21 protein-coding genes are annotated in these 21552 nt (G+C 67.7%); 20 read left to right on the top strand and 1 reads right to left on the bottom strand.

The annotated features are described in order from the left end of the window. Nucleotide 1: 1 nt before the first annotated feature. Nucleotides 2–952: a LysR family transcriptional regulator gene (locus GV832_RS06925; RefSeq protein ID WP_168774114.1), complete on the bottom strand. Its 951-nt coding sequence runs from the start codon at nucleotides 950–952 to the stop codon at nucleotides 2–4. Nucleotides 953–1042: 90 nt separating this feature from the next. Here GV832_RS06925 and GV832_RS06920 point away from each other — a divergent pair, with 90 nt between their 5' ends. The 20 genes from GV832_RS06920 to GV832_RS06830 all read left to right on the top strand — a co-directional run bounded on the left by GV832_RS06920 (nucleotide 1043) and on the right by GV832_RS06830 (nucleotide 21519). Beyond that, on the top strand, nucleotides 1043–1870 hold the full coding sequence (locus tag GV832_RS06920) for a dioxygenase family protein (protein WP_168774113.1): 828 nt from the start codon (nucleotides 1043–1045) through the stop codon (nucleotides 1868–1870). Then, a complete protein-coding gene (locus tag GV832_RS06915) occupies nucleotides 1867–2916 on the top strand; it encodes a maleylacetate reductase (protein ID WP_168774112.1) in 1050 nt (349 codons plus the stop codon). The genes GV832_RS06920 and GV832_RS06915 overlap by 4 nt, the downstream gene beginning before the upstream one ends. 13 nt (nucleotides 2917–2929) lie before the next feature. Beyond that, nucleotides 2930–4204: an ABC transporter substrate-binding protein gene (locus GV832_RS06910; RefSeq protein WP_168774111.1), complete on the top strand. Its 1275-nt coding sequence runs from the start codon at nucleotides 2930–2932 to the stop codon at nucleotides 4202–4204. Between the two features lie 45 nt (nucleotides 4205–4249). Next, the gene (locus GV832_RS06905) at nucleotides 4250–4966 is read left to right on the top strand and encodes an ABC transporter ATP-binding protein (RefSeq protein WP_168774110.1); all 717 of its coding nucleotides are present in this window, start codon (nucleotides 4250–4252) and stop codon (nucleotides 4964–4966) included. Next, nucleotides 4966–5670, top strand: coding sequence for an ABC transporter ATP-binding protein (locus tag GV832_RS06900; protein WP_227754282.1), 705 nt, complete (start codon nucleotides 4966–4968; stop codon nucleotides 5668–5670). Before GV832_RS06905 ends, GV832_RS06900 begins: the two co-directional genes overlap by 1 nt. Next, the gene (locus tag GV832_RS06895; protein ID WP_168774108.1) at nucleotides 5667–6530 is read left to right on the top strand and encodes a branched-chain amino acid ABC transporter permease; all 864 of its coding nucleotides are present in this window, start codon (nucleotides 5667–5669) and stop codon (nucleotides 6528–6530) included. Before GV832_RS06900 ends, GV832_RS06895 begins: the two co-directional genes overlap by 4 nt. After that, nucleotides 6530–7576 (top strand): branched-chain amino acid ABC transporter permease, encoded by a 1047-nt coding sequence (locus tag GV832_RS06890; RefSeq protein WP_168774107.1) that lies wholly within the window; start codon nucleotides 6530–6532, stop codon nucleotides 7574–7576. Before GV832_RS06895 ends, GV832_RS06890 begins: the two co-directional genes overlap by 1 nt. Further along, nucleotides 7573–9318 carry an FAD-dependent oxidoreductase gene (locus tag GV832_RS06885; RefSeq protein WP_354001934.1) on the top strand — a complete coding sequence of 582 codons (1746 nt, stop codon included), beginning with the start codon at nucleotides 7573–7575 and terminating at the stop codon, nucleotides 9316–9318. The genes GV832_RS06890 and GV832_RS06885 overlap by 4 nt, the downstream gene beginning before the upstream one ends. 2 nt (nucleotides 9319–9320) lie before the next feature. Then, a complete protein-coding gene (locus tag GV832_RS06880; RefSeq protein WP_168774106.1) occupies nucleotides 9321–10181 on the top strand; it encodes an intradiol ring-cleavage dioxygenase in 861 nt (286 codons plus the stop codon). A gap of 308 nt (nucleotides 10182–10489) precedes the next feature. Further along, nucleotides 10490–10990: a GNAT family N-acetyltransferase gene (locus GV832_RS06875; protein WP_168774105.1), complete on the top strand. Its 501-nt coding sequence runs from the start codon at nucleotides 10490–10492 to the stop codon at nucleotides 10988–10990. 319 nt (nucleotides 10991–11309) lie between these two features. Next, nucleotides 11310–12056, top strand: a complete 747-nt coding sequence (tolQ, locus tag GV832_RS06870; protein ID WP_168774104.1) for a protein TolQ — start codon at nucleotides 11310–11312, stop codon at nucleotides 12054–12056. 1 nt (nucleotide 12057) lies between these two features. Continuing rightward, entirely contained in the window at nucleotides 12058–12549 is a 492-nt protein-coding gene (gene tolR / locus GV832_RS06865; protein ID WP_168774103.1) for a protein TolR, read from the top strand. Nucleotides 12550–12551: 2 nt separating this feature from the next. After that, nucleotides 12552–13859 carry a cell envelope biogenesis protein TolA gene (locus GV832_RS06860; RefSeq protein WP_168774102.1) on the top strand — a complete coding sequence of 436 codons (1308 nt, stop codon included), beginning with the start codon at nucleotides 12552–12554 and terminating at the stop codon, nucleotides 13857–13859. A gap of 67 nt (nucleotides 13860–13926) precedes the next feature. Continuing rightward, complete coding sequence (gene tolB, locus GV832_RS06855) at nucleotides 13927–15228, top strand: Tol-Pal system beta propeller repeat protein TolB (protein ID WP_168774101.1); 1302 nt, start codon at nucleotides 13927–13929, stop codon at nucleotides 15226–15228. Nucleotides 15229–15305: 77 nt separating this feature from the next. Further along, the gene (gene pal / locus GV832_RS21985; RefSeq protein WP_227754281.1) at nucleotides 15306–15863 is read left to right on the top strand and encodes a peptidoglycan-associated lipoprotein Pal; all 558 of its coding nucleotides are present in this window, start codon (nucleotides 15306–15308) and stop codon (nucleotides 15861–15863) included. Further along, entirely contained in the window at nucleotides 15864–16700 is an 837-nt protein-coding gene (gene ybgF, locus GV832_RS21980; protein WP_227754280.1) for a tol-pal system protein YbgF, read from the top strand. Next, entirely contained in the window at nucleotides 16654–17889 is a 1236-nt protein-coding gene (gene tilS, locus GV832_RS06845; RefSeq protein WP_354001933.1) for a tRNA lysidine(34) synthetase TilS, read from the top strand. The genes ybgF and tilS overlap by 47 nt, the downstream gene beginning before the upstream one ends. Nucleotides 17890–17967: 78 nt before the next feature. Continuing rightward, complete coding sequence (gene ftsH / locus GV832_RS06840; protein WP_168774099.1) at nucleotides 17968–19857, top strand: ATP-dependent zinc metalloprotease FtsH; 1890 nt, start codon at nucleotides 17968–17970, stop codon at nucleotides 19855–19857. Nucleotides 19858–20028: 171 nt separating this feature from the next. Next, nucleotides 20029–20781: an SMI1/KNR4 family protein gene (locus GV832_RS06835; protein WP_168774098.1), complete on the top strand. Its 753-nt coding sequence runs from the start codon at nucleotides 20029–20031 to the stop codon at nucleotides 20779–20781. Between the two features lie 120 nt (nucleotides 20782–20901). Further along, nucleotides 20902–21519: an MOSC domain-containing protein gene (locus tag GV832_RS06830; RefSeq protein ID WP_168774097.1), complete on the top strand. Its 618-nt coding sequence runs from the start codon at nucleotides 20902–20904 to the stop codon at nucleotides 21517–21519. Nucleotides 21520–21552: the final 33 nt, after the last annotated feature.

Below are 21552 nucleotides of genomic sequence, written 5' to 3'. Positions count from 1 at the left end.
CTCAGCGCCCCCAGATCACCGCGTTTTCGTGGCGCTTGATCAGGTGTTTCAGGTCCTCGAAGGCGCGGATGACATGGGCGGCCAGGCGGTCGGCGGCCAGCGACTTCGGCACGCCCGCCCGCCGCAGGATGCCCAGCGCGCGGCCCGGCTGCGGGATCTCCAAGGGCAGGACGGTGATGCGGTTCTCTTTCCGCTGCGCGAAGACGACCGAAAAGGGCAGGACGGCCAGGGCATTGGTCTCGGCCATATAGTTGATGACGCTCATCAAACTGCCGCCGGAATAGCGGATGTTGATCTCGGACATGCCATGGGCCAGAAGGATCGAATGCAGGTCCGACATCAAGGGCGACCCCGGCAAGGGCGCGACCCAGGGGCAATCGGCCAGGTCCGAGATATGCAACCGCGGCTTGCGCAGCAAAGGATGGCCCGTCCGGCACGAGACGATGTTGCGACCGGCAAGGATCTCGGTGAACTCGAAACCCGCCGCCGCCTCGGGCCCGCCCAGGGGCACGATGGCCAGGTCGATCAGGTCATTCTGCAAGGCCGCCGTCAGGTCTGGCAGGTTGCCATAGCTCTGGCTGACGGTCACATCGGGCTCCAGGTTCTGGAACTCGGCCACCATCCGGCTGATCATCGCATCCATGAAGAAGGGCACGCCACCGATGCGGACCAGCCCCTTGGTTCCGGTCATGAAGCCCTTGACCGTGTCCGAGGCCCTGCGCGAGGCCGCCAGGATCACCCGGCCATGCGCCGCGATCTGTGCCCCCAGCGCCGTCGCCTGCAAGGGTCGCTTGCCCTTGACGAAGAGGGGCTCGCCGATCCGCGCCTCCAGCATGGCCAGCGCCCGGCTGACCGAGGGCTGCGAGAGGCCCAGGTTCGCCGCCCCGCCGCTGATGCTGCCCGCATCCAGGACCGCCGCCAGTTGCATCAAGTGGGATTCGCTGAGTTTCATAACACGATGGTATAGTAGACCGCGCAGATTTCATCCCCTTTTCCGCCGGGCGCTCCATCCTGAGCACACGGGAGGGGAGGCCCGGACGGGATGGAGATGTCGCCTGACATGGTCCGCGACCTGGGCCAGCGCCTGGCCCCCGGGGCCGATGCGCGGCTGGCTCCGGCCTTCCTGGCCATCGTCGCGGGCATCCATGACCTTCTGGGCGCCTTGCGTCCAACCCCGGACGAGCTGACCGCCCTGATCGCCTTCTTGACCGAGGTCGGCCATACCGCCGATGCAAGGCGGCAGGAATGGGTGCTTTTGGCCGATGTCCTGGGCGTCTCGGCAAGGGTCGAGGAGCTGAACCGCCCCTGCCCCCAAGGCGCCACCCCCCACACCCTGCCCGGCCCCTTCTACCGCGCCGATGCCCCCGAGGTGGCCCAGGGCGGCACCCTGTCGCGCGATGGCCTGGGCGAGCCGCTGCATGTCCACCTGCGGCTCCAGGACCTTGAGGGCCATCCCCTGCCCGAGGCCCTGGTCGAGGTCTGGCACGCCAATGCCCTCGGCCGCTATGAGAACCAGGACCCCGACCTTCAGCCCGAGTTCAACCTGCGCGGCAAGCTCCGCGCCGATGCGGCTGGAGAGGTCCGGTTCCATACGATCAAGCCGCGCGGCTATGCCCTGCCCGGCGATGGTCCGGTGGGCCAGCTCTTGCGCAAGCTCGGCCTGCCGCTGGAGCGCCCCGCCCATCTGCATTTCCGCGTCTCGGCCCCGGGGCTCCAGACCCTGACGACGCATATCTTCGACCAGGCCGATCCCGCCATCACCCGCGACGCCCTCTTCGGTGTCCGGCCAGAGCTTCTGGCCGCCTTCCGCGCCGTGCCCGGGGGCCATGCGCTGGACACCACCCTCGTCCTGACAAAGGCCCCGACATGACCCGCGCCTTCCTCTTCCCCGGCCTCACCACCCGCGTGATCTTCGGCGCGGGCACCCTGGCGCAGGTGCCGGAGGAACTCCGCCGCATGGGACACCGAAAGGCCCTGGTCCTCAGCACCCCCCACCAGGAGGCCGAGGCCCGCGCGCTCCCCCTGGGCGACCTCTCGGCGGGGGTCTTTGCCGGGGCGGCGATGCATACGCCAACCGATGTGACCGAAAAGGCCGTCGAGGCCTACACGGCCAGCGGCGCCACCTGTGTCGTCTCCCTGGGCGGAGGCTCGACCACCGGCCTCGGCAAGGCCATCGCGGTCCGCACCGGGGCGGATCAGCTGGTGATCCCCACGACCTATGCCGGCTCCGAGATGACCGATATCCTGGGCGAGACCGCAGGGGGCGAAAAGACCACCCGCCGCGACCCCGCCATCCGCCCCGAGGTCGTGGTCTATGACGTCGCCCTGACGCTGACCCTGCCCCTCTCCCTCACCGTGACCTCGGCGCTGAACGCTTTGGCCCATGCGATGGAGGCGCTTTACGCCCCCGACCGCAACCCGGTGATCGAGGCCCTGTGCCGCGAGGCCCTCACCGCCTTCAAGACCGCCCTGCCGCGTCTGACCCAGAACCCCGCCGACCTGGATGCGCGGGCGGAGGCGCTCTACGCCGCCTGGTGCTGCTCGACCGCCCTGGGTCAGGTCTCGATGGCCTTGCATCACAAGCTGGCCCATGTGCTGGGAGGCTCCTTCGGCCTGCCCCATGCCGAGACCCATGCCGTGCTCTTGCCCCATACCACCGCCTTCAACGCGGCAGCGGCGCCCGACCTATTGCGCCCCCTGACCGAGACCTTCGGCGGCGCCCCGGGCCTCTGGGACTTTGCCCAAAGCCTCGGCGCGCCCCTGCGGCTGGCCGATATCGGCATGAAGGCCCAAGACCTCGACCGCGCCGCCGAGATCGCCATGCGAAACGCCTATTGGAACCCCAGGCCCTTCGACCGGTCGGGTATCCGCAACCTGCTGCAAGCGGCCTTCGAAGGCCGCAGACCCAACACATAAAGGGAGGAAGACCATGTTCACCAGACGGACGTTCCTGCGCTCATCCGCTGCCACCGGCCTGACCTTGGCGGCATCCGGTCTTGCGGCCCCGGCCATCGCCCAGGGCGCCAAGATCAAGCTCGGCTATGTCAGCCCGCAATCCGGGCCGCTGGCGGGATTTGCCGAAAGCGATGCCTACAACATCCAGTCCTTCCTGGCCTCCGAGGCCGGCAAGAACTTCGAGGTCATCGTCAAGGACAGCCAGTCCAACCCCAACCGCGCCGCCGAGGTCGCCAAGGAGCTGATCGTCAGCGACGAGATCGACCTGATGCTGGTGGCCTCGACGCCCGAGAACACCAACCCCGTCGCCACGACCTGCGAGGCCGAGGGCGTGCCGGTGATCTCGACCGTGGCCCCCTGGCAGCCCTGGTTCATCGGCCAGCAGGGCAACCCCGGCGACCCGCCCAGCTGGAAGCCCTTCGACTTCGCCTTCCACTATTTCTGGGGGCTCGAGGATGTCATCGGCGTCTTCCTGAACATGTGGAACCAGGTTCCGACCAACAAGATGGTCGGCGGGCTCTTCCCCAATGACGGCGACGGCAACGCCTGGGGCGATCCGAATGTGGGCGTGGGGCCGGGCTTCGCGGCGGCGGGCTATCAGCTGACCGACCCGGGCCGCTATCAGAACCTGACCGACGATTTCTCGGCCCAGATCAATGCCTTCAAGGCCGCCCAAGCCGATATCATCACCGGCGTGGTGATCCCGCCCGACTTCACCACCTTCCGCAACCAGGCGATCCAGCAGGGCCTGTCGCCCAAGGTCATCACGGTCGCCAAGGCCATCCTTTTCCCGCAATCGGTCGAGGCCCTGGGCGAGGCGGGCCACAACCTCTCCTCCGAGGTCTGGTGGACCCCCAGCCACCCGTTCAAATCCTCGCTGACCGGGGCGAGCGCGGCTGACCTGGCCGCCGATTTCACCGAACAGACCCAGCGCCCCTGGACCCAGCCCATCGGCTTCGTCCATTCGCTCTTCGAGGTGGCGACCAATGTCATGGGCCGCGTCAGCGACGTGACCGATGCCGAGGCCGTGGCGGCGGCGATTGCGGCCACCAGCATGGAGACGATGGTGGGCCGCGTCGCCTGGGATGGCACCGGCGTCCCGCCCTTCGCGGCGGCCAATGTCTGCAAGACACCTTTGGTGGGCGGCCAGTGGCGCCGGGCTGCGGATGGCAGCTTCTCCCTGGTCGTGGTCGACAACCAAAGCGCGCCCGCCATCCCGACTGGCGGCAAGATGGAACTCTTGGCCTGAACCAGCCCCCCGGCCCTCGGGCCGGGGGATCCATGGAGACCCCGAATGATCCTGACCCTTACGGATGTGACGAAAAGCTTCGGCGCCCTCAAGGTCGCCGATGGGGTCAGCTTTTCCGTGCCCCAGGGTCAGGCCCTGGGGATCATCGGGCCGAATGGCGCCGGGAAATCGACGCTCTTCAACCTGATCACCGGGAATATCGCGCCCAACTCCGGGCGCATCACCTTCCTCGGCCAGGACGTCACCCAGCGCCCCGCCATGGCGCGGGTGCGTATGGGCGTGGGCCGCAGCTTCCAGATCCCCCAGCCCTTCGAGGGCCTGACCGTCTATGAGAACCTCGCCGTGGCCGCCAGCTTCGGCCAGGGCAGGTCCGAAGCCGCCGTGACCGAGGACTGCATCGCGATCCTGCGCGACACCGAACTTCTGCGCCTGGCCAACACGCAAGCTGGCGCCCTGTCTTTGCTGGACCGCAAAAGGCTGGAGCTCGCCCGCGCCATGGCGACCGGGCCGAAGCTCCTGCTGCTGGATGAAATCGCGGGGGGCCTGACCGAGGGCGAGTGCCAGGCCCTGGTCGCCACGATCAAGGGGCTCCATGCGAGGGGCATGACGATCATCTGGATCGAACATGTCCTCCATGCCCTGACCGCTGTCGTCGAACGGCTCCTGGTCCTGGATTTCGGCAAGGTCATCGCCCTCGGCGCGCCCACCGAGATCATGGCCTCGAAAGAGGTCCGCGAGATCTACCTGGGGATGGAGGCGTGATGATCCTGGAAACCCGCGCCCTCACCGCCGCTTACGGCCAGTTCCGCGCCCTTTTCGGCGTCGATATCACCCTGGCGGCAGGGGAAACCGTCGCCATCATCGGTGCCAATGGCGCGGGGAAATCCACCCTTCTGCGCTCCATCACCGGTGTCCTGCGCAACGCCCCCGACATGGTCCTGCACCGGGGAGAGCCCATCGGCGCCCTGCCGCCCGAGATCGTCATGCGGCGCGGTATCGCCATGGTGCCCGAGGGCCGCAAGCTCTTCCCCTCGCTTTCCGTCGAGGAGAACCTGCTGATCGGCGGCCAGGTCCGCCGCGCCCCCGGCCCCTGGTCGCTGGCCGCGATCTACGACCTCTTCCCGATCCTGCAGGCCAAGCGCCTGGCGCCGGGCACCTCGCTGTCCGGAGGCCAGCAGCAGATGGTCGCCATCGGCCGCGCCCTGATGTCCAACCCCGAGGTGCTTCTGTGTGACGAGATCAGCCTCGGCCTCGCCCCCGTGGTGATCCGCGACATCTACGCCGCCCTGCCCGCGATCAAGTCCACCGGCACGGCGGTGATCGTGGTCGAACAAGACATCGCCCGGGCGCTTTCCGTCGCCGACCGGGTCTATTGCATGATGGAGGGCCGCGTGACCCTGACCGCCCCGGCGCAAGGCGTCACCCGCGCCGAGATCCACCAGGCCTATTTCGGAGGTGCCGCATGATCTGGCTCGATACGCTCGTGCAAGGCATCCTCCTCGGTGGGCTTTACGCGCTCTTCGCCGCTGGCCTCAGCCTCGTCTTCGGCATCATGCGGCTGGTGAACCTCGCACATGGCGACATGATCGTCTTCGCCGCCTTCGCCATATTGCTCATCACCCAGACGCTGGGCCTGCATCCTTTCCTGGCCGCCCTCATCGCCGCCCCCGTGATGTTCGCCCTCGGCTGGGCGCTGCAACGCTTTGTCCTGAACCGGGTCCTGGGCAAGGACATCCTGCCGCCGCTCCTCGTGACCTTCGGCCTCTCGGTCGCCCTGCAAAACGGCCTCCTGCAGGGCTTCTCCGCCGACAGCCAGCGCCTGGCCGCCGGACCTTTGGAGAGCGCCTCGGTCGACCTGGGCCTGGTGACCGTCGGCTGGATGCCGCTTTTGACCTTTGCCACCGCGATTGCGGTGATCGTCGGGCTGAACCAGATCTTCTACCGCACCGCGCTTGGCCGCGCCTTCCGCGCCACCTCGGATGATCCGGTGACCGCCAGCCTCATGGGCATCGCGCCGAAAGGGGTCTTTGCGCTGGCCACCGGCCTTGCCATGGTCGTCGTCACCATCGCCGCGCTTTACCTCGGCATGCGCTCGAACTTCGACCCCTCCATCGGCCCGGCCCGCCTGATCTATGCCTTCGAGGCCGTGATCATCGGCGGCCTCGGCAGCCTTTGGGGCACGCTGGCCGGAGGCGTCATCATCGGCGTCGCCCAAACCTTCGGCGCGGCGATCAACCCGGAATGGCAGATCCTGGCGGGTCACCTGGCCTTCCTCGTCGTGCTGCTCCTGCGCCCGCGCGGGCTCTTCCCAAGGGCGGTGGACTGATGCGCGTCACCACCTCCACCCGCACCGGCCGCATCGCTGGCCTTTCCGCCCTCGCCCTGGTCGCGCTGGCCCTGGCCCTGCCCGCCTTCGCCTCGCGCGCGGTGATCCAGGACCTGTTTACCATCCTGACCCTCCTCACCCTGGCCCAACTCTGGAACCTGCTCGCGGGCTACGGAGGCCTCGTCTCCGTCGGCCAGCAAGCCTTCGTCGGCCTCGGCGCCTATGCGATGTTCGCGGGGGTGATCCTGATGGGCCTCGACCCCATCCTCGCCATCCCGCTGGGCGGCCTCGCGGCCCTGGCGCTCTCCATCCCCACCGCCTTCTTCGCCTTCCGCCTGCAAGGCGCCTATTTCGCCATCGGCACCTGGGTCGTGGCCGAGGTCACCCGCCTGCTGATCGCCCAATGGAAGACCCTGGGCGGAGGCACCGGCACCTCCCTCCCCCGCGAGGCCACCTCCGACATCCTCGGCGTCGAACCCATCCGCGTGCTCTTCGGCCTGCGCGAGGCCGCTGCCCGCGATGTGCTCGCCTATTGGCTGGCCTTGGCCCTCGCCGTCCTGACCATCGCGGCCATCTACGCCCTTCTGCGCAACCGCCTGGGCCTCGCGCTCGCCGCCGTCCGCGACAACACCGAGGCCGCAAAGTCCGTGGGCATCGACACGACCCGCATCAAATGGGCCGTCTTCCTGATCGCCGCCTTCGTCACCGGCCTGACCGGAGCGCTGATCTATGTCCAGACCGCCCGCATCTCCCCGGATGCCGCCTTCAGCGTCACCAACTGGACGGCCTATGTCATCTTCATCGTGGTGATCGGCGGGATCGGAAGGCTGGAGGGCCCGATCCTCGGCGTCATCGTCTTCTACGCGCTGCAACAGGCCTTGGCCGATTACGGCGCCTGGTATCTTCTGACGCTGGGGCTGATCGCCGTGGTCGTCATGCTGTTTGCCCCACGCGGGCTTTGGGGCCTTCTGTCCGACCGGACCGGGCTGCACCTGTTTCCCGTCCGGCGCAGGCTGGAACGGATTGACCTTGAGGGAGGAAAATGATGGCGGATTTCTCGACGGATGTGCTGGTGATCGGCACCGGGCCTGCGGGCTCGGCCACTTCGGCGCTTTTGGCCAGCTATGGCGTCAAGGTCATGGTGGTGAACCGCTACCGCTGGCTGTCGAACACGCCGCGCGCCCATATCACCAACCAGCGCACGATGGAGGTCCTGCGCGACCTTGGCCCCGAGGTCGAGGCCGAGGCGATGATGCATGCCACCCCCCAGGCGCTGATGGGCGAGAATGTCTTCTGCGAAAGCCTGACCGGCGAGGAACTGGGCCGGATGAAAAGCTGGGGCACCTCGCCCCTGTCGAAGGCCGAACACCTCATGTCCTCGCCCTGCGAGATGAACGACCTGCCCCAGACCTTCATGGAGCCGATCCTCTTCAAGACCGCCTGCGCCCGGGGGGCCGAGGCGCGGATGAGCGTCGAATATGTCAGCCATGAGCAGGATGCGGAGGGCGTGACGACGACCTGCCGCGACAGGCTCTCGGGCCAGACCTTCACCGTGCGGTCCAAGTATCTTGTGGGGGCCGATGGCGGCAACTCCCTCGTGGCCGAACACCTCGGCCTGCCGTTTGAGGGAAAGATGGGCGTCGGCGGCTCGATGAACATCCTCTTCAAGGCCGACCTCTCGCGCCATGTCGCCCATCGGCCCTCGGTTCTGTATTGGGTCATGCAGCCCGGAGCCGATGTGGGCGGCATCGGCATGGGCCTGGTGCGGATGGTCCGGCCCTGGAACGAGTGGCTGATCGTCTGGGGCTATGACATCACCCAACCCGCCCCGGTGGTCGATGAGGCCATGGCCACCCAGGTCGCCCGCCAGCTGATCGGCGACCCCGAGCTGGAGATCGACCTGATCTCGGCCAACACCTGGACGGTGAACAACTGCTTCGCCACTCATATGCAAAAGGGCCGGGTCTTCATCATGGGAGACGCCGCGCACCGCCATCCGCCCTCGAACGGGCTGGGGTCGAACACCTCGATCCAGGACGGCTATAACCTGGCCTGGAAGCTCGCCGCCGTGGTCAAGGGCCAGGCGGGCCCGGCGCTGCTTGAAAGCTACAGAGCGGAGCGTGCCCCCATCGCCCGCCAGATCGTCACCCGCGCCAACCAGTCCATCGCCGAATTCGGCCCGATCTTCGAGGCGCTCGGCATGGATGGCGGCGTCGATCACGACAAGATCGCGCGGTCCATGGCCGCCCGCTGCGACGCCACCCCGGCCGGAGAGGCCCAGCGCGAGGCCCTGCGCAAGGCCATCGCCTTCAAGGCCTATGAATTCGACTGCCACGGGGTGGAGATGAACCAGCGCTATGCCTCGGGCGCCGTGGTGACCGATGGCCAAACGCCCCCCGCACCGCTGGCCGACATGGAGCTGCATTACCAGCCCACGACCTTCCCCGGCGCGCGCCTCCCCCATGTCTGGGTCTTTGACCGCAAGGGGGGCAAACATTCGACGCTGGACCTGACCGGCAAGGGCCAGTTCACCCTGATCACAGGCATCGGCGGCGAGGCCTGGGCCGAGGCCGCCGAAGCCCTCTCCCTGCCGATCCGCGTGGTCAAGATCGGCCCGCGCTGCGCCATCGAGGACCACAGCGGCGACTGGGCCCGCGCGCGGGAGATCACGGATGCCGGCTGCCTGCTCGTCCGCCCCGACCAGCACGTCGCCTGGCGCAGCCCCGGCCTCACTGCCGACCCCAAGGCCGACCTCTCCCGCGTCCTGCACGCCATCCTGGGGCTCTGACCATGGAACAGGGGTTCTTCACCGAAGCGAACTCGGCCGAGGTCGTCATCAGCCGCAACAAGGCCCAGGACGCCCGCCTGGCGCAGGTCATGGCGGTCATCACCCGCAAGCTCCACGAGGCCGTCAAAGAGATCGAGCCGACCGAGGCCGAATGGTTCCAGGCCATCCAGTTCCTGACCGCGACGGGCCATACCTGCACCGATTGGCGGCAAGAGTTCATCCTCTTGTCGGATGTGCTGGGCGTCTCGATGCTGGTCGATGCGATCAACAACCGCAAACCCTCGGGCGCGTCCGAAAGCACGGTGCTCGGCCCCTTCCACGTCGCCGATGCGCCGGAACTGCCGATGGGCGCCAATATCTGCCTCGACCAAAAGGGAGAGCCCATGCGCGTCCATGGCCGCATTCTCGACACCGAGGGGAACCCGATCCCGGGGGCCAAGATCGACGTCTGGCAGGCCAATGACGAGGGCTTTTACGACGTCCAGCAAAAGGGCATCCAGCCCGATTTCAACCTGCGCGGCGTCTTCCGCACCGGGGCGGACGGCGCCTATCACTTCCGCGGCGTGAAGCCCAAGTTCTACCCGATCCCCGACGACGGCCCGGTGGGCAAGCTTCTGGCCGCCCTCGGCCGCCACCCCTACCGCCCCGCCCATCTGCATTACATCGTCGAGGCCCCGGGCTTCGACCGCCTGGTGACCCATATCTTCGACCCCGACGACCCCTATATCCGCTCCGACGCGGTCTTCGGCGTGAAGGAGAGCCTGATGGCCAAGTTCCGCCCCACGACCGACCCGGCTTCCGGCTTCGAGGGCCAATTCCTCGACCTGGAGTTCGACTTCGTCCTGTCGCGCCAGAAGCCCTGAAACATCGGGGGGGCCACCGCCCCCCCAACCGCCCCGCCCCGGCTGGCGGCCTGGACCCCAGCGCCTGCTCATCCTGCACTCCTCTCACCTACGGCTGGCTCAAGACCCGGGGGCACCTCCTCCCCCCAGCCCTTCTCTCCAGCCTTCCACCGGATCAGCAGACTCCGCCCTGCTGCCTCCAAGTCCCCGTTTTCGCGCCTTGCGGGCCCGCCAGCCTTCACCGCGCCATCGCCCCCCCAGGGACGCCCCCCTTGCCTCTCCCCCCATCCCATGCCCTCATGGCCGCAACCCCAACCGACCGCGGCCCGATGATCCACCTCCCCCGCCTGACCCTCTCCCAATCCCGCCCCTCCGACGCGCCCGACTTCCGCGCGCTGGAGGCGGACCCAGAGGTCATGCGCTTCCTGACCGGAGGCCAAACCGGCCAACCCTCCGACGGCACCTGGGCCCAACCCCAGGGCACCGAGCCCGAGGTCTGGACCGCCCGCCTCCATGACGGCAGCTTCGTGGGCTGGTTCGGCCTCTGGCCCGAAGAGGACGGCTCCGCCGAAATGGGCTACCGCCTCGCTCGCGCCCATTGGGGCCAGGGCCTCGCCGCCGAGGGCGCCCGGGCCCTGATGGACTGGGGCTTTTCCCAAGGCCACAGGGCCATCACCGCCTCGACCCTCACCGTCAACCTGGCCTCCCGCCGCGTGATGGAGAAGATCGGGATGACCCATCTGCGCACCACTTTCCCCGCCTGGCCCACCCCCTTCCCCGGCACCGAGGCCGGCGAAGTCTGGTACCAAGCCCTCCGCCCCGAAAACTGAACCCCCAACGCCCATCCCCTGGGCCCCGGTGCCCCCCTCATACTGACGCCCCCAAGCCCATCAGCCCACCCCGCCGCCCCTTCCCCTTTCACATTGACGCAAATATCCCGGGGGTGAGGGCCGAATGGCCCGAGGGGGCAGCGCCCCCTCTCTTCTGCTTCACCCCGGGGGCAGCCCACGCCCAGCCAAAACCCCGCCCCCGCCGCCCATTCCGGCGACAATCGGCCGCCCACAGCAGGACTGTTGGCATTTCCCCTTGAATCCGTGTAGAATCAGGTCAACAGGGGCAAAAGACCCCGATAACGCACGAGCAGGCCCCATGTTTCAGACCTTCCTTGCCCTCGCGCAGGATGCGACCGACGTTGCGACCACCGTCGCTGCAGCTGCCGCCCCCGCCGAGGCTCCCGATTTCTCCCTCGTCTCGCTCTTCATGCGCGCGACCGTCGTGGTCCAGCTGGTCATGCTGGGGCTCGTGCTCATGTCCTTCTGGTCCTGGTCGATCATCATCCAGAAGGGCATCCTCTTCCGCGCCTCGCGCAAAGAGGCCGCGATCTTCGACCGCGCCTTCTGGTCGGGCGAACCGCTGGACGAGCTTTATGAGACCATCGGGCCGACCCCAGAGGGCGCATCCGAGAAGATCTTCGCCGCCGGCATGCTGGAATGGCGCCGCTCGCATCGCCAGGACGGCGGGCTGATCGCCGGCGCCCAGGCCCGCATCGACCGCGCCATGGATGTCGCCATCAACCGCGAGGCCGAGGTCTTGAACAAGGGCCTGTCCTTCCTCGCCACCACCGGCTCGACCGCGCCCTTCATCGGGCTTTTCGGCACGATCTGGGGGATCAAGCACTCGTTCGAGCAAATCGCCATCAGCCAGAACACCTCGCTGGCCGTCGTGGCCCCGGGCATCGCCGAGGCGCTTCTGGCCACCGGCATCGGCCTCATCGCGGCCATCCCGGCGGTTGTCGCCTATAACAAGCTGAACGCGGATTCCGAGCGTATCCTTGGCGGCTACGAGGCCTTTGCCGACGAATTCGCCACCATCCTCTCGCGCCAGCTGGACGCCTGACATGGGGGCCGGTGTCGTCAAGAAATCGGGCGGAGGCGGGCGGCGCGGACGGCGTCGCGGCCATTCCGCCGCCATGTCGGAAATCAACGTCACGCCCTTTGTCGACGTCATGCTGGTGCTTCTGATCATCTTCATGGTCGCCGCCCCCATGCTGACCGTGGGCGTGCCGATCAAGCTGCCGGAAACCGCCGCCAATGCCCTGCCCACCGAACAGGAAGAGCCGCTGACCATCACGCTGACCGCCGATGGGCTGATCCTGCTCAATTCGACCGAGATGGCCGAGGCCGACCTGATCCCCAAGCTCTCCGCCGTGGCGGCCGAGCGGACCTCGAAGAAGGTCTTCGTCCGGGCCGATGGGGCCGTGCCCTATGCCATGGTGGCCCAGCTCATGGGCGCGCTGAATGCGGGCGGGTTCAATGACATCGGGCTTGTGACCGACCCCGGCGGGCCCAGCATGGGCGCAGAAGCGGGCGCAAACGACCAGGCGCCGTGAGGATGATGAACAAAGGCACCCTCTACTCGGGCATCGGGCATATGGGCCTGGTCCTCTGGGCTGTGCTCGGGGGCCTGTTCCATTGGGAAACCGAAACGCCCGAAGTGCCGGTGACCACGGTGTCCCTGGTCTCGACCGAGCAGTTCGACGCCATGAACGCGGCCGCGCCCAATGCGGCGGAGACGGCGGCCACCCCCGCCGCCCAGCCCAAGGCCGCCGAGACCGAGGCCACGCCCGCGCCCGAGCCGACCCCCGAACCCGCGCCGGAGCCCACGCCCGAGCCCGCCCCCGAACCCGCGCCCAAACCCCTGCCGAAACCGCAGCCCAAGCCGCAACCCGAACCCGAACCGGCCCCCGAACCCACGCCCGCGCCCGAACCCACGCCCGAGCCTGTCCCGGAAGAGGTCGCCCCCCCGGCGCCCGAGCCCGTGACTCCGCCGACCGAGGCTCCGCCCGCCGTGGTCCCGCAGCCGGTCGAGGTTCCGCTGTCGAAAAAGCGGCCGAAGCCCCGCCCGGCGGATCGCATCGCCGACACCGCCACCCCCGCGACCGAGACGCCCAGCGAGGCGCCCGAGCCAACCCCTGCGACCGTCGAAACCCCGACGCCTGCGCCCGAAAAGCCCCCCGAAGAGGCCAAGGCCCCCGAGGAAACCGTGACCAATGTCACGCCCGAGGCTGACCCGGTCAAGGAAGACGCCCCCACGCTGGCGCCAACCTCCTCGCCCCGCCCGGCCTCAAAGCCCAAGGACCTGGGCAAGGCCAAGCCCGCGCCCGACACTTCCACCGCCTCCTCGGACAACGCCACTGACTCGAATTCGGACAGCGCGACGCAAAGCGCCGAGGACACGGCCTCGGCCACCGACCAATCGACCGAGGAAGACGCCATCGCCGCAGCCCTTGCCGCTGCGACCGCCGAAAGCAACGCCTCGGACGCTGACCAGGCCCAGGCCTCGACGCAAGGAGAGGGCGGCACGGGAAGCCAAGCCTCCGGCCCGCCGCTCTCCTCTGGCGAGATCGACGACCTGCACCGCGCCATCGAGCAGTTCTGGAACATCGGCTCGCTTTCGACCGAGGCGACCGGCGTGACCATCACCATGCGTGTCAAGCTGAGCCAGGAGCAAAAGGTCCTGTCCATCGAGCTGGTCGAGTTCAGCGGCGGCACCGAGGCCGCCGCCAAGCAGGCTTTTGAATCCGCCAAGCGCGCCGTCTATCGCGGGGCGACGAACGGCCTGGGCCTGCCGCCCGAGAAGTATGAGACCTGGAAGTCGATGCTCTTCGTCTTCGACCCGTCCAAGGGGGCGATGCGTTGAGCCCTGCCCGCCATTTTCCCGCCTGCCCGCTCCCCCCGGGGGCAGCGCGCCATCCGATGAGGACCGCATGAAACATCCTTTCTTTGCCGCCGTTCTGCTGGCGCTGGCCAGCCTGGCCGCCCCTGTCGCAGCCGAACCCACGATCCGCTTCGACAACCCGGTGATCGAGCCCATGCCCTTCGCCCTGCCGACCTTCACCGGCGGCAGCGAAGAGGCGACCAATATCACGCAGGTCATCTCGGCCGACCTGACCGGCACGGGCCTCTTCCGCGAGATCCCCTCGTCGGCCTATATCTCCACCGTCTCGAATTTCGACGCGCCGATTGCCTATAATGACTGGCAGGCGATCAATGCCCAGGTCCTGATCACCGGAGAGGTCCAGTCCTCGGGCGGCAAGATCGTGGTGAAGTTCCGGCTTTACGACGTCTTCACCGGCCAGGCGATGGGCGACGGGCTGCAATTCGCGGGCTCGGCCAAGTCCTGGCGGCGGATGGCGCACAAGGTCGCCGATGCGGTCTATAGCCGCATCACGGGCGAGGGCCCCTATTTCGACAGCCGCGTGCTGTTCGTCTCGGAATCCGGGTCGAAAGAGGCCCGCCAGAAGCGCCTCGCCGTCATGGATTACGACGGCGCCAATGTGCAGTATCTGACCGACTCGTCCTCCATCGTGCTCGCGCCCCGCTTCTCGCCCGATGGCAGCCGGATCGTCTATACCTCTTACGAGACCGGCTTCCCGCGCATCTACCTGATGAACACCCGCGACCTGTCCAAGCGCCCGCTGGCCGAGCTTCCGGGGACCATGACCTTCGCCCCGCGCTTTGCCCCTGATGGGCGGACCGTGGTCTTCACGCTCGACAAGGACGGCAATTCCGACCTTTACGCCATGGACAGCGAGTCGGGCCAGATCAGCCAGCTGACCAACGCCCCCTCGATCGAGACCGCGCCCTCCTACTCCCCCGACGGGTCGCAGATCACCTTCGAATCCGACCGCTCCGGCAACCAGCAGATCTATGTCATGTCCGCAGGCGGCGGCGAGCCCACCCGCATCTCCTCGGGCAAGGGCCGCTATGCCGCCCCGGTCTGGAGCCCGCGCGGCGACTTCATCGCCTTCACCAAGATCGCGGACGGGCGCTTCTATATCGGCGTGATCCGCCCCGATGGGTCGGACGAACGGCTTCTGACCTCCTCCTTCCTGGATGAAAGCCCGACCTGGGCGCCCAATGGCCGCGTGATCATGTTCACCCGCCAGGGCGAGGGCGCCTCTGGCTCGGCCTCGCTCTATTCGGTCGATATCTCGGGGCGCAACCTGCACCAGGTGCCGACGCCCTCGGCCGCCTCTGACCCGGCCTGGTCGCCTTTGCTGCCCTGATTGTTCGCGGGCGGTTAACAGCCCGCGACACACCTGCTATATTGGCCCCAATCGAGCCCCAAAAACGGAAAAAACCCATGCGCGCCTCTGTTGCCTTCAAAGTCCTGATGATCGTTTCCGCGCTGGCCCTCTCGGCCTGTCGCAACCCCGGTGGCGGGGATGGCTTCGGAGCCGATGGCGCCTATGGGGCCAATGGCGCGAATGGGGCAAACGGGATCGGCCAGGACGGCATCGCCTCCGGCGCGCTGGGGGATCCGTCCAACCCGGCCTCCATCGCCTATTTCAACCAGACCGTGGGCGACCGCGTGCTGTTTGTCGTCGACCAGTCGACCCTGACCGAGGAGGCCAAGGGCATCCTGAACGGCCAGGCGCAGTGGCTGGCGGCCAACCCGGACTACGCCATCATCGTGGAAGGCCATGCCGACGAGCAGGGCACACGCGATTACAACATGTCGCTGGGCGGCCGCCGCGCGGATTCGGTCAAGAACTACCTGATCTCCAAGGGGGTTTCGGGCGCCCGCATCCAGACCGTGACCTATGGCAAGGAACGCCCCATCGCCATCTGCTCGGATGAATCGTGCTACAGCCAGAACCGCCGCGCGGTCACCGTGCTGTCGATGGGCTCGGGGGCGTAAATGAAGCGACTGCTTCTGGCGGTCAGCCTCCTGGCGGCGGGCCCGGTCCTCGCCCAGGACAAGGCCCAGACCCTGGCCGATGTGAAGGCGGAACTGGCGGTGCTGGCCGCCCAGCTGGTCTCGCTGAAGCAAGAGGTCGTGGCCTCCGGGGCCGCGACCAATGGCACGGCGGGGGCCGATCCCCTGTCGCGCATGGATGCGATCGAGGCGGCGCTGCGGTCCCTGACCGCGCGCACCGAAAGCGTCGAGCAAAAGGTCAATGCGGTGGTGTCCGACGGCACCAACCGCATCGGCGACATCGAGTTTCGCCTTTGCGAGTTGACCGAGGGCTGCGACCCGGGCGCCCTGCCCCCCACGCCGGACCTTGGCGGCATGGCGGGCGGCGCCACGGCGCCCTTGGCCGAGACCCCGACGACTCCCGCGCCCACGACCTCGGGCGATCAACCGGAATTGGCCCTGAACGAGCAGGCAGACTTCGACCGGGCCAAGGGGGTGCTCGATTCCGGTGACTTTCAGGGCGCCGCTGACCTCTTTAAGGCCTATGCCCAATCCTTTCCGGGAGGCCCGCTAGTCCCCCAGGCCGATCTTTATCGCGGCGATGCGCTGACCCAGACCGGAGACACCGCCAATGCCGCCCGCGCCTACCTGGACGCCTTTTCGGCCAAGCAGGACGGGCCCTTGGCCGGTCAGGCGCTCTTGAAACTGGGCACCGCGCTGGGGAAACTCGGCCAGGGCCCCGAGGCCTGCGTGACCCTGGCCGAGGTCGGCAAGCGCTTCCCCGGCTCGGCCGATGCGACGGCGGCCACCGCCGCCATGCAGGCGCAGGGCTGCCAATAAGGTGACCGGGGCGCCCCCCATGGGTCGAGGCCCCGGGTCAGGCCCGGGGCAGCTTCGGGAAAGCCTGAACCTGCCGGTGACATCGGGCCTTGGTCTCGCCGTCTCGGGCGGAGGGGACAGCATGGCGATGCTGCATCTCCTGGCGCCCTTGCGTCCCCGGGTGGCCACGGTGAACCACCACCTCCGCCCCGAAGCCGAGGCCGAGGCCGCGATGGTGGCCCAGACCTGCGCCCGGCTTGGGCTGGAGCACCAGACCCTGCACTGGCACTGGGACGGCCGCGGCAACCTCTCGGACGCCGCCCGCCGCGCGCGCCGCGACCTGCTGGCCGCCTGGAACCCCGTGGTCCTCCTCGCCCATACGCAAGACGACGTGGCCGAGACCTTCCTGATGCGGCTGACCCGGGGCGCGGGCGTCGATGGCCTTGCCGCCATGAGCCCTGCCTTTTCCCATGCAGGGGCGACCTTCCTGCGCCCCTTCCTGCATATCCCCCGCGCCACCCTGCGCGCCTATCTGACCGAGATCGGCGCGCCCTGGGCCGAGGACCCGACCAACCGCGACCCGCATTACCTGCGCGCCCGCACCCGCGCGGCGCTGAGTGACCTCCCCACCGAGGCCATCGCCCAATCCGCCCGCCACCTGTCGGAGGCCCGCCAGGCTCTGGATAGCCTCGCCGACCTCTGGGCGCCCAAGGCCTTTGCCGAGGATCGCGGCACCCTTCTCCTGCGCGATCTCGCAGGCGCCCCGCCCGAGACCCGGCGCCGCCTTGTCACCCGCGCCCTCCTCTGGCTCGCCCCCGCGCCCTATCCGCCGCGCGGAGAGGCCCTGACCCGCTTCCTGGCCGCCCTGGCCCAGGCCCGGCCAGCCACCCTCGCCGGCACTCGCTTCGACGGAAAGCGCCTGTATCGCGAGGCCCGGAGTCTGCCGCCAGACGTCCCCGCCAGCCAGATCTGGGACGCCCGCTTCACCGCCACGGCACCCCCGGGCGCCACCCTCGGCGCGCTTGGCCCCGACCTGCCGAAAGACTGGCGCGAGACCGGCCTGCCCCGGGCGGCGCTCGCCTCCTCTCCGGCGCTGCGGCTGGAGGGAAGGGTCATTTCGGCCCCCGCCATCGGCGTTAACCAGCCGGAAACCACAATCCGGCCATGCTTCGGCGAGTTCCTGTCGCTCACAGCCGCGTTATCGCATTGAACCGGCCAAATGAATGTCTATTTTACAGTCCAAAGCGAGGTGCGCCGCATCGCGCCACGCAGTTCAAGGAGTTCCGGTTTGGGAAACGCACGCAACATCGCCTTCTGGGTCGTCCTGCTCTTGCTGGTCCTGGCGCTCTTCAAGGTCTTCGAGTCGTCCAGCGGCCTCACGACCCAGCCGGTTTCCTATTCCGACTTCATTCAGAACGTGAATGACGGAAAGGTCAAATCGGTCACGCTGAACGGCGAGCAGATCGTGGTGACGCCCGCGGATGGCGCCGCCTATACCGTCATCAAGCCCGCGGGCGAGCAGGTGACAGAGCGTCTCCTGGGCAAGGGCGTCAACATCAATGCCAAGCCGCAGGAACAGTCGTCCTTCATGACGATCCTGATCTCCTGGGCGCCTCTGCTGTTGATGATCGGGGTCTGGATCTATTTCATGAACCGGATGCAGGGCGGCGGGAAGGGCGGGGCCATGGGCTTCGGCAAGTCCAAGGCCAAGCTCTTGACCGAAAAGAACGGCCGCGTGACCTTCGACGACGTCGCGGGCATCGACGAGGCCAAGGAAGAGCTGGAAGAGATCGTCGAGTTCCTGCGCAACCCGCAGAAATTCTCCCGCCTGGGCGGCAAGATCCCGAAAGGCGCGCTTCTGGTCGGCCCGCCCGGCACGGGTAAGACGCTCTTGGCGCGTGCGATTGCCGGCGAGGCGGGCGTGCCCTTCTTCACCATCTCGGGCTCGGATTTCGTGGAAATGTTCGTCGGCGTGGGTGCAAGCCGCGTGCGTGACATGTTCGAACAGGCCAAGAAGAACGCCCCCTGCATCGTCTTCATCGACGAAATCGATGCGGTGGGTCGCGCGCGCGGCGTGGGCATGGGCGGCGGCAATGACGAGCGTGAGCAGACGCTGAACCAGCTCCTGGTCGAGATGGACGGGTTTGAGGCCAATGAGGGCGTCATCATCGTGGCCGCCACCAACCGCAAGGACGTGCTGGACCCCGCCCTTCTGCGTCCGGGCCGCTTCGACCGCCAGATCTATGTGCCGAACCCCGATATCAAGGGCCGCGAGAAGATCCTCAACGTCCATGCCCGCAAGGTTCCGATCGGTCCCGATGTCGACCTGCGCGTCATCGCGCGCGGCAGCCCCGGTTTCTCGGGCGCCGACCTGATGAACCTGGTGAACGAGGCGGCGCTGATGGCCGCCCGGGCGGGGCGCAAGTTCGTGGCCATGGTCGATTTCGAAAAGGCCAAGGACAAGGTCATGATGGGGGCCGAGCGTCGGTCCATGGTCCTGACCGACGAGCAGAAAGAGATGACCGCCTATCACGAGGCCGGTCACGCCATCGTCGGCATCCACCTGCCGAAATGCGACCCGGTCTACAAGGCGACGATCATCCCCCGCGGCGGCGCGCTCGGCATGGTGATGTCCCTGCCGGAGATCGACCGCCTGAACTGGCACAAGGACGAGTGCAAGCAGAAGATCGCCATGACCATGGCGGGCAAGGCGGCCGAGATCATCAAATGGGGCGAAGAGGCGGTCTCGAACGGCCCTTCGGGCGACATCCAGCAGGCCTCGGCCCTTGCCCGCGCGATGGTTCTGCGCTGGGGCATGTCGGACAAGGTCGGCAACATCGACTACGCCGAGGCGCATGAGGGCTACCAGGGCAACGCTGGCGGCTTCTCGGTCTCTGCCGACACCAAGATGATGATCGAGAACGAGGTCAAGGGCCTCATCGACGAAGGCTACCAGACCGCCCGCCGCATCCTGCTCGAGAACCCCGAAGAGTTCGAACGCCTGGCCCAGGGCCTCCTGGAATACGAGACCCTGACCGGTGACGAGATCAAGAAGGTCATCCGCGGCGAGGCCCTTGGCGGCGACGAGCCCCCCTCGGGCGGCGTGACCTCGGTCCTCTCGATGCCCAAGACCCGCACCCGGATCACCCCGGACGCCGCGCCTGAACCCCAGGCGTAACCGTCCCGCCAGCACCAAGGGAAACGCCGGAGGCTCGATGCCTCCGGCGTTTCCATTTCCGGCCCCGGGGTATACCCCGGGCTACTGGTTCCGCATCCCCCCGCCGCGCCCCGGGCTTGAGCCGGGGCCCCTCACGGCTTGGCGGCGGGAGGCCCGAGGGAGGCCTATTCCTTGACAATCGGACCAGATGCCCAAAGATGCTTTGACCTTCTTCCGAAAGTCTTTGCGATGCCGACCTCTATTTCCGAAACCTTGCACCGGACCGACCTCATCCTGAGAGAAGCCTATGATCACTTGGGCTTTCGTGAGGGCCCCGATGGCGCTTTTCTGACCGGCCACGTTCCTCATGTTGCGCCCTTCGCCTATCTCTGCACCCGATATCCAGGCCTGGATGATCAAGGCCTCCAAGCCGCCGAAGAGGAAGCCGGTCGCTATTTGCCAGAGCCATACCGCGCCCTCCTTGCCCATATGGACGGCGCCAATATTCTTGGCATTACGCTTCAGGGTGCGATCGGGCCTTTGGTCGGTCGCTCATTGCATGGGATCGGTCAGCCGATCAGCCTGCGCTACTCGAACGTCGTGGAACGCCCGGCCTATATCCCTGCGGGCTCCTTGGGGATCGGGGCGATTAACGGTCCCTGGTATTCGCAAGGCCATCTCTACCTGGCCTCGACCGGAGAGGTCGAGCTCTACCACTCCCGGCTCGACCGGGTTGGTGCCAGGTGGGCTTCCCTTGCGATCTTTCTCGCCGAAGAGATTCCCAGGCGCATGGCCTTCCATGATGATCGGGGCCATCGATTGGCAGGCGCCAAGTTGCTCCCCGGAGATACGGAGGATTGGGAGGACTTGGCCAAAGCGGCAAGGCAGCAGGACGAGCCAAGGGGGATCTTTGCCCGTCTGAAGGGATTATTGCGCCGCAGATGAGGCGCAGGGCAGGGCCGCTGCCTCGCGCAGGGCATGGTGACGAGCCGCAGCGCATCGCTTATGCGTGATGCTCTTGCCAAGCCCGCCCCCCTTCACCACCCTGCCGCAAACGGAGCCCCCATGCCCATCCTCAAACGCACCCCCTTTACCGGCCGCATCACATTCCTCGGGCGCATGGCCTCTTCCCATGACCCGATCCACGCGGAACCCTCCGACCAACTGACCGCCTCCTTCGCAGGCATCGAGGGCGAGACCCATGCCGGCCTCACCGTGCCCTCCTGCACGCGGATGCGGGACCTCTACAGGCCCGGGACCGAGATCGCCAACACCCGCCAGCTTTCGATCCTCTCCGCCGAGGAGCTGGCTCAGATCGCCGCCGCCATGGGGCTGCCGACCCTCTCCCCCTCCCTCCTCGGCGCCACCATGGTGATCGAGGGCCTGCCCGACCTCTCCTACATCCCGCCCGGTTCGCGCCTGCAAGGCCGCGAGGCCACCCTCGTCGTCAACCTCAACAACCGGCCCTGCACCATCCCCTCCAAGGCCATCGAGCGCGCCCACCCCGGCATGGGCAAGCGCTTCAAGCCCGCGGCAGAGGGGCGGCGCGGCCTCGTCGCCTGGGTCGAGCGGCCCGGGACGCTTGCAATCGGCGAAGAGATCGCGCTTTTCATCCCCGATCAGCGCCGTTGGGCCCATGAGGACCAGGTCCTGAGCACCCAGGCCAGCCTGCCGCTGGGCTGACAGAATCAAGCCGCCAGAATCAGATCGCGCGTT

This window comes from Stagnihabitans tardus, assembly GCF_009925085.1.
In the GTDB taxonomy this organism is placed as follows: domain Bacteria; phylum Pseudomonadota; class Alphaproteobacteria; order Rhodobacterales; family Rhodobacteraceae; genus Stagnihabitans; species Stagnihabitans tardus.
This window is presented reverse-complemented; position numbering and strand designations above follow the sequence as displayed.

What these genes read in the sequence shown, in the direction of transcription:
- GV832_RS06925 (WP_168774114.1), bottom strand. Translation starts at nt 952, where the DNA reads ATGAAACTCAGCGAATCCCACTTGATGCAACTGGCGGCGGTCCTGGAT.
- GV832_RS06920 (WP_168774113.1), top strand. Translation starts at nt 1,043, where the DNA reads ATGGAGATGTCGCCTGACATGGTCCGCGACCTGGGCCAGCGCCTGGCC.
- GV832_RS06915 (WP_168774112.1), top strand. Translation starts at nt 1,867, where the DNA reads ATGACCCGCGCCTTCCTCTTCCCCGGCCTCACCACCCGCGTGATCTTC.
- GV832_RS06910 (WP_168774111.1), top strand. Translation starts at nt 2,930, where the DNA reads ATGTTCACCAGACGGACGTTCCTGCGCTCATCCGCTGCCACCGGCCTG.
- GV832_RS06905 (WP_168774110.1), top strand. Translation starts at nt 4,250, where the DNA reads ATGATCCTGACCCTTACGGATGTGACGAAAAGCTTCGGCGCCCTCAAG.
- GV832_RS06900 (WP_227754282.1), top strand. Translation starts at nt 4,966, where the DNA reads ATGATCCTGGAAACCCGCGCCCTCACCGCCGCTTACGGCCAGTTCCGC.
- GV832_RS06895 (WP_168774108.1), top strand. Translation starts at nt 5,667, where the DNA reads ATGATCTGGCTCGATACGCTCGTGCAAGGCATCCTCCTCGGTGGGCTT.
- GV832_RS06890 (WP_168774107.1), top strand. Translation starts at nt 6,530, where the DNA reads ATGCGCGTCACCACCTCCACCCGCACCGGCCGCATCGCTGGCCTTTCC.
- GV832_RS06885 (WP_354001934.1), top strand. Translation starts at nt 7,573, where the DNA reads ATGATGGCGGATTTCTCGACGGATGTGCTGGTGATCGGCACCGGGCCT.
- GV832_RS06880 (WP_168774106.1), top strand. Translation starts at nt 9,321, where the DNA reads ATGGAACAGGGGTTCTTCACCGAAGCGAACTCGGCCGAGGTCGTCATC.
- GV832_RS06875 (WP_168774105.1), top strand. Translation starts at nt 10,490, where the DNA reads ATGATCCACCTCCCCCGCCTGACCCTCTCCCAATCCCGCCCCTCCGAC.
- tolQ (WP_168774104.1), top strand. Translation starts at nt 11,310, where the DNA reads ATGTTTCAGACCTTCCTTGCCCTCGCGCAGGATGCGACCGACGTTGCG.
- tolR (WP_168774103.1), top strand. Translation starts at nt 12,058, where the DNA reads ATGGGGGCCGGTGTCGTCAAGAAATCGGGCGGAGGCGGGCGGCGCGGA.
- GV832_RS06860 (WP_168774102.1), top strand. Translation starts at nt 12,552, where the DNA reads ATGATGAACAAAGGCACCCTCTACTCGGGCATCGGGCATATGGGCCTG.
- tolB (WP_168774101.1), top strand. Translation starts at nt 13,927, where the DNA reads ATGAAACATCCTTTCTTTGCCGCCGTTCTGCTGGCGCTGGCCAGCCTG.
- pal (WP_227754281.1), top strand. Translation starts at nt 15,306, where the DNA reads ATGCGCGCCTCTGTTGCCTTCAAAGTCCTGATGATCGTTTCCGCGCTG.
- ybgF (WP_227754280.1), top strand. Translation starts at nt 15,864, where the DNA reads ATGAAGCGACTGCTTCTGGCGGTCAGCCTCCTGGCGGCGGGCCCGGTC.
- tilS (WP_354001933.1), top strand. Translation starts at nt 16,654, where the DNA reads ATGCGACGGCGGCCACCGCCGCCATGCAGGCGCAGGGCTGCCAATAAG.
- GV832_RS06830 (WP_168774097.1), top strand. Translation starts at nt 20,902, where the DNA reads ATGCCCATCCTCAAACGCACCCCCTTTACCGGCCGCATCACATTCCTC.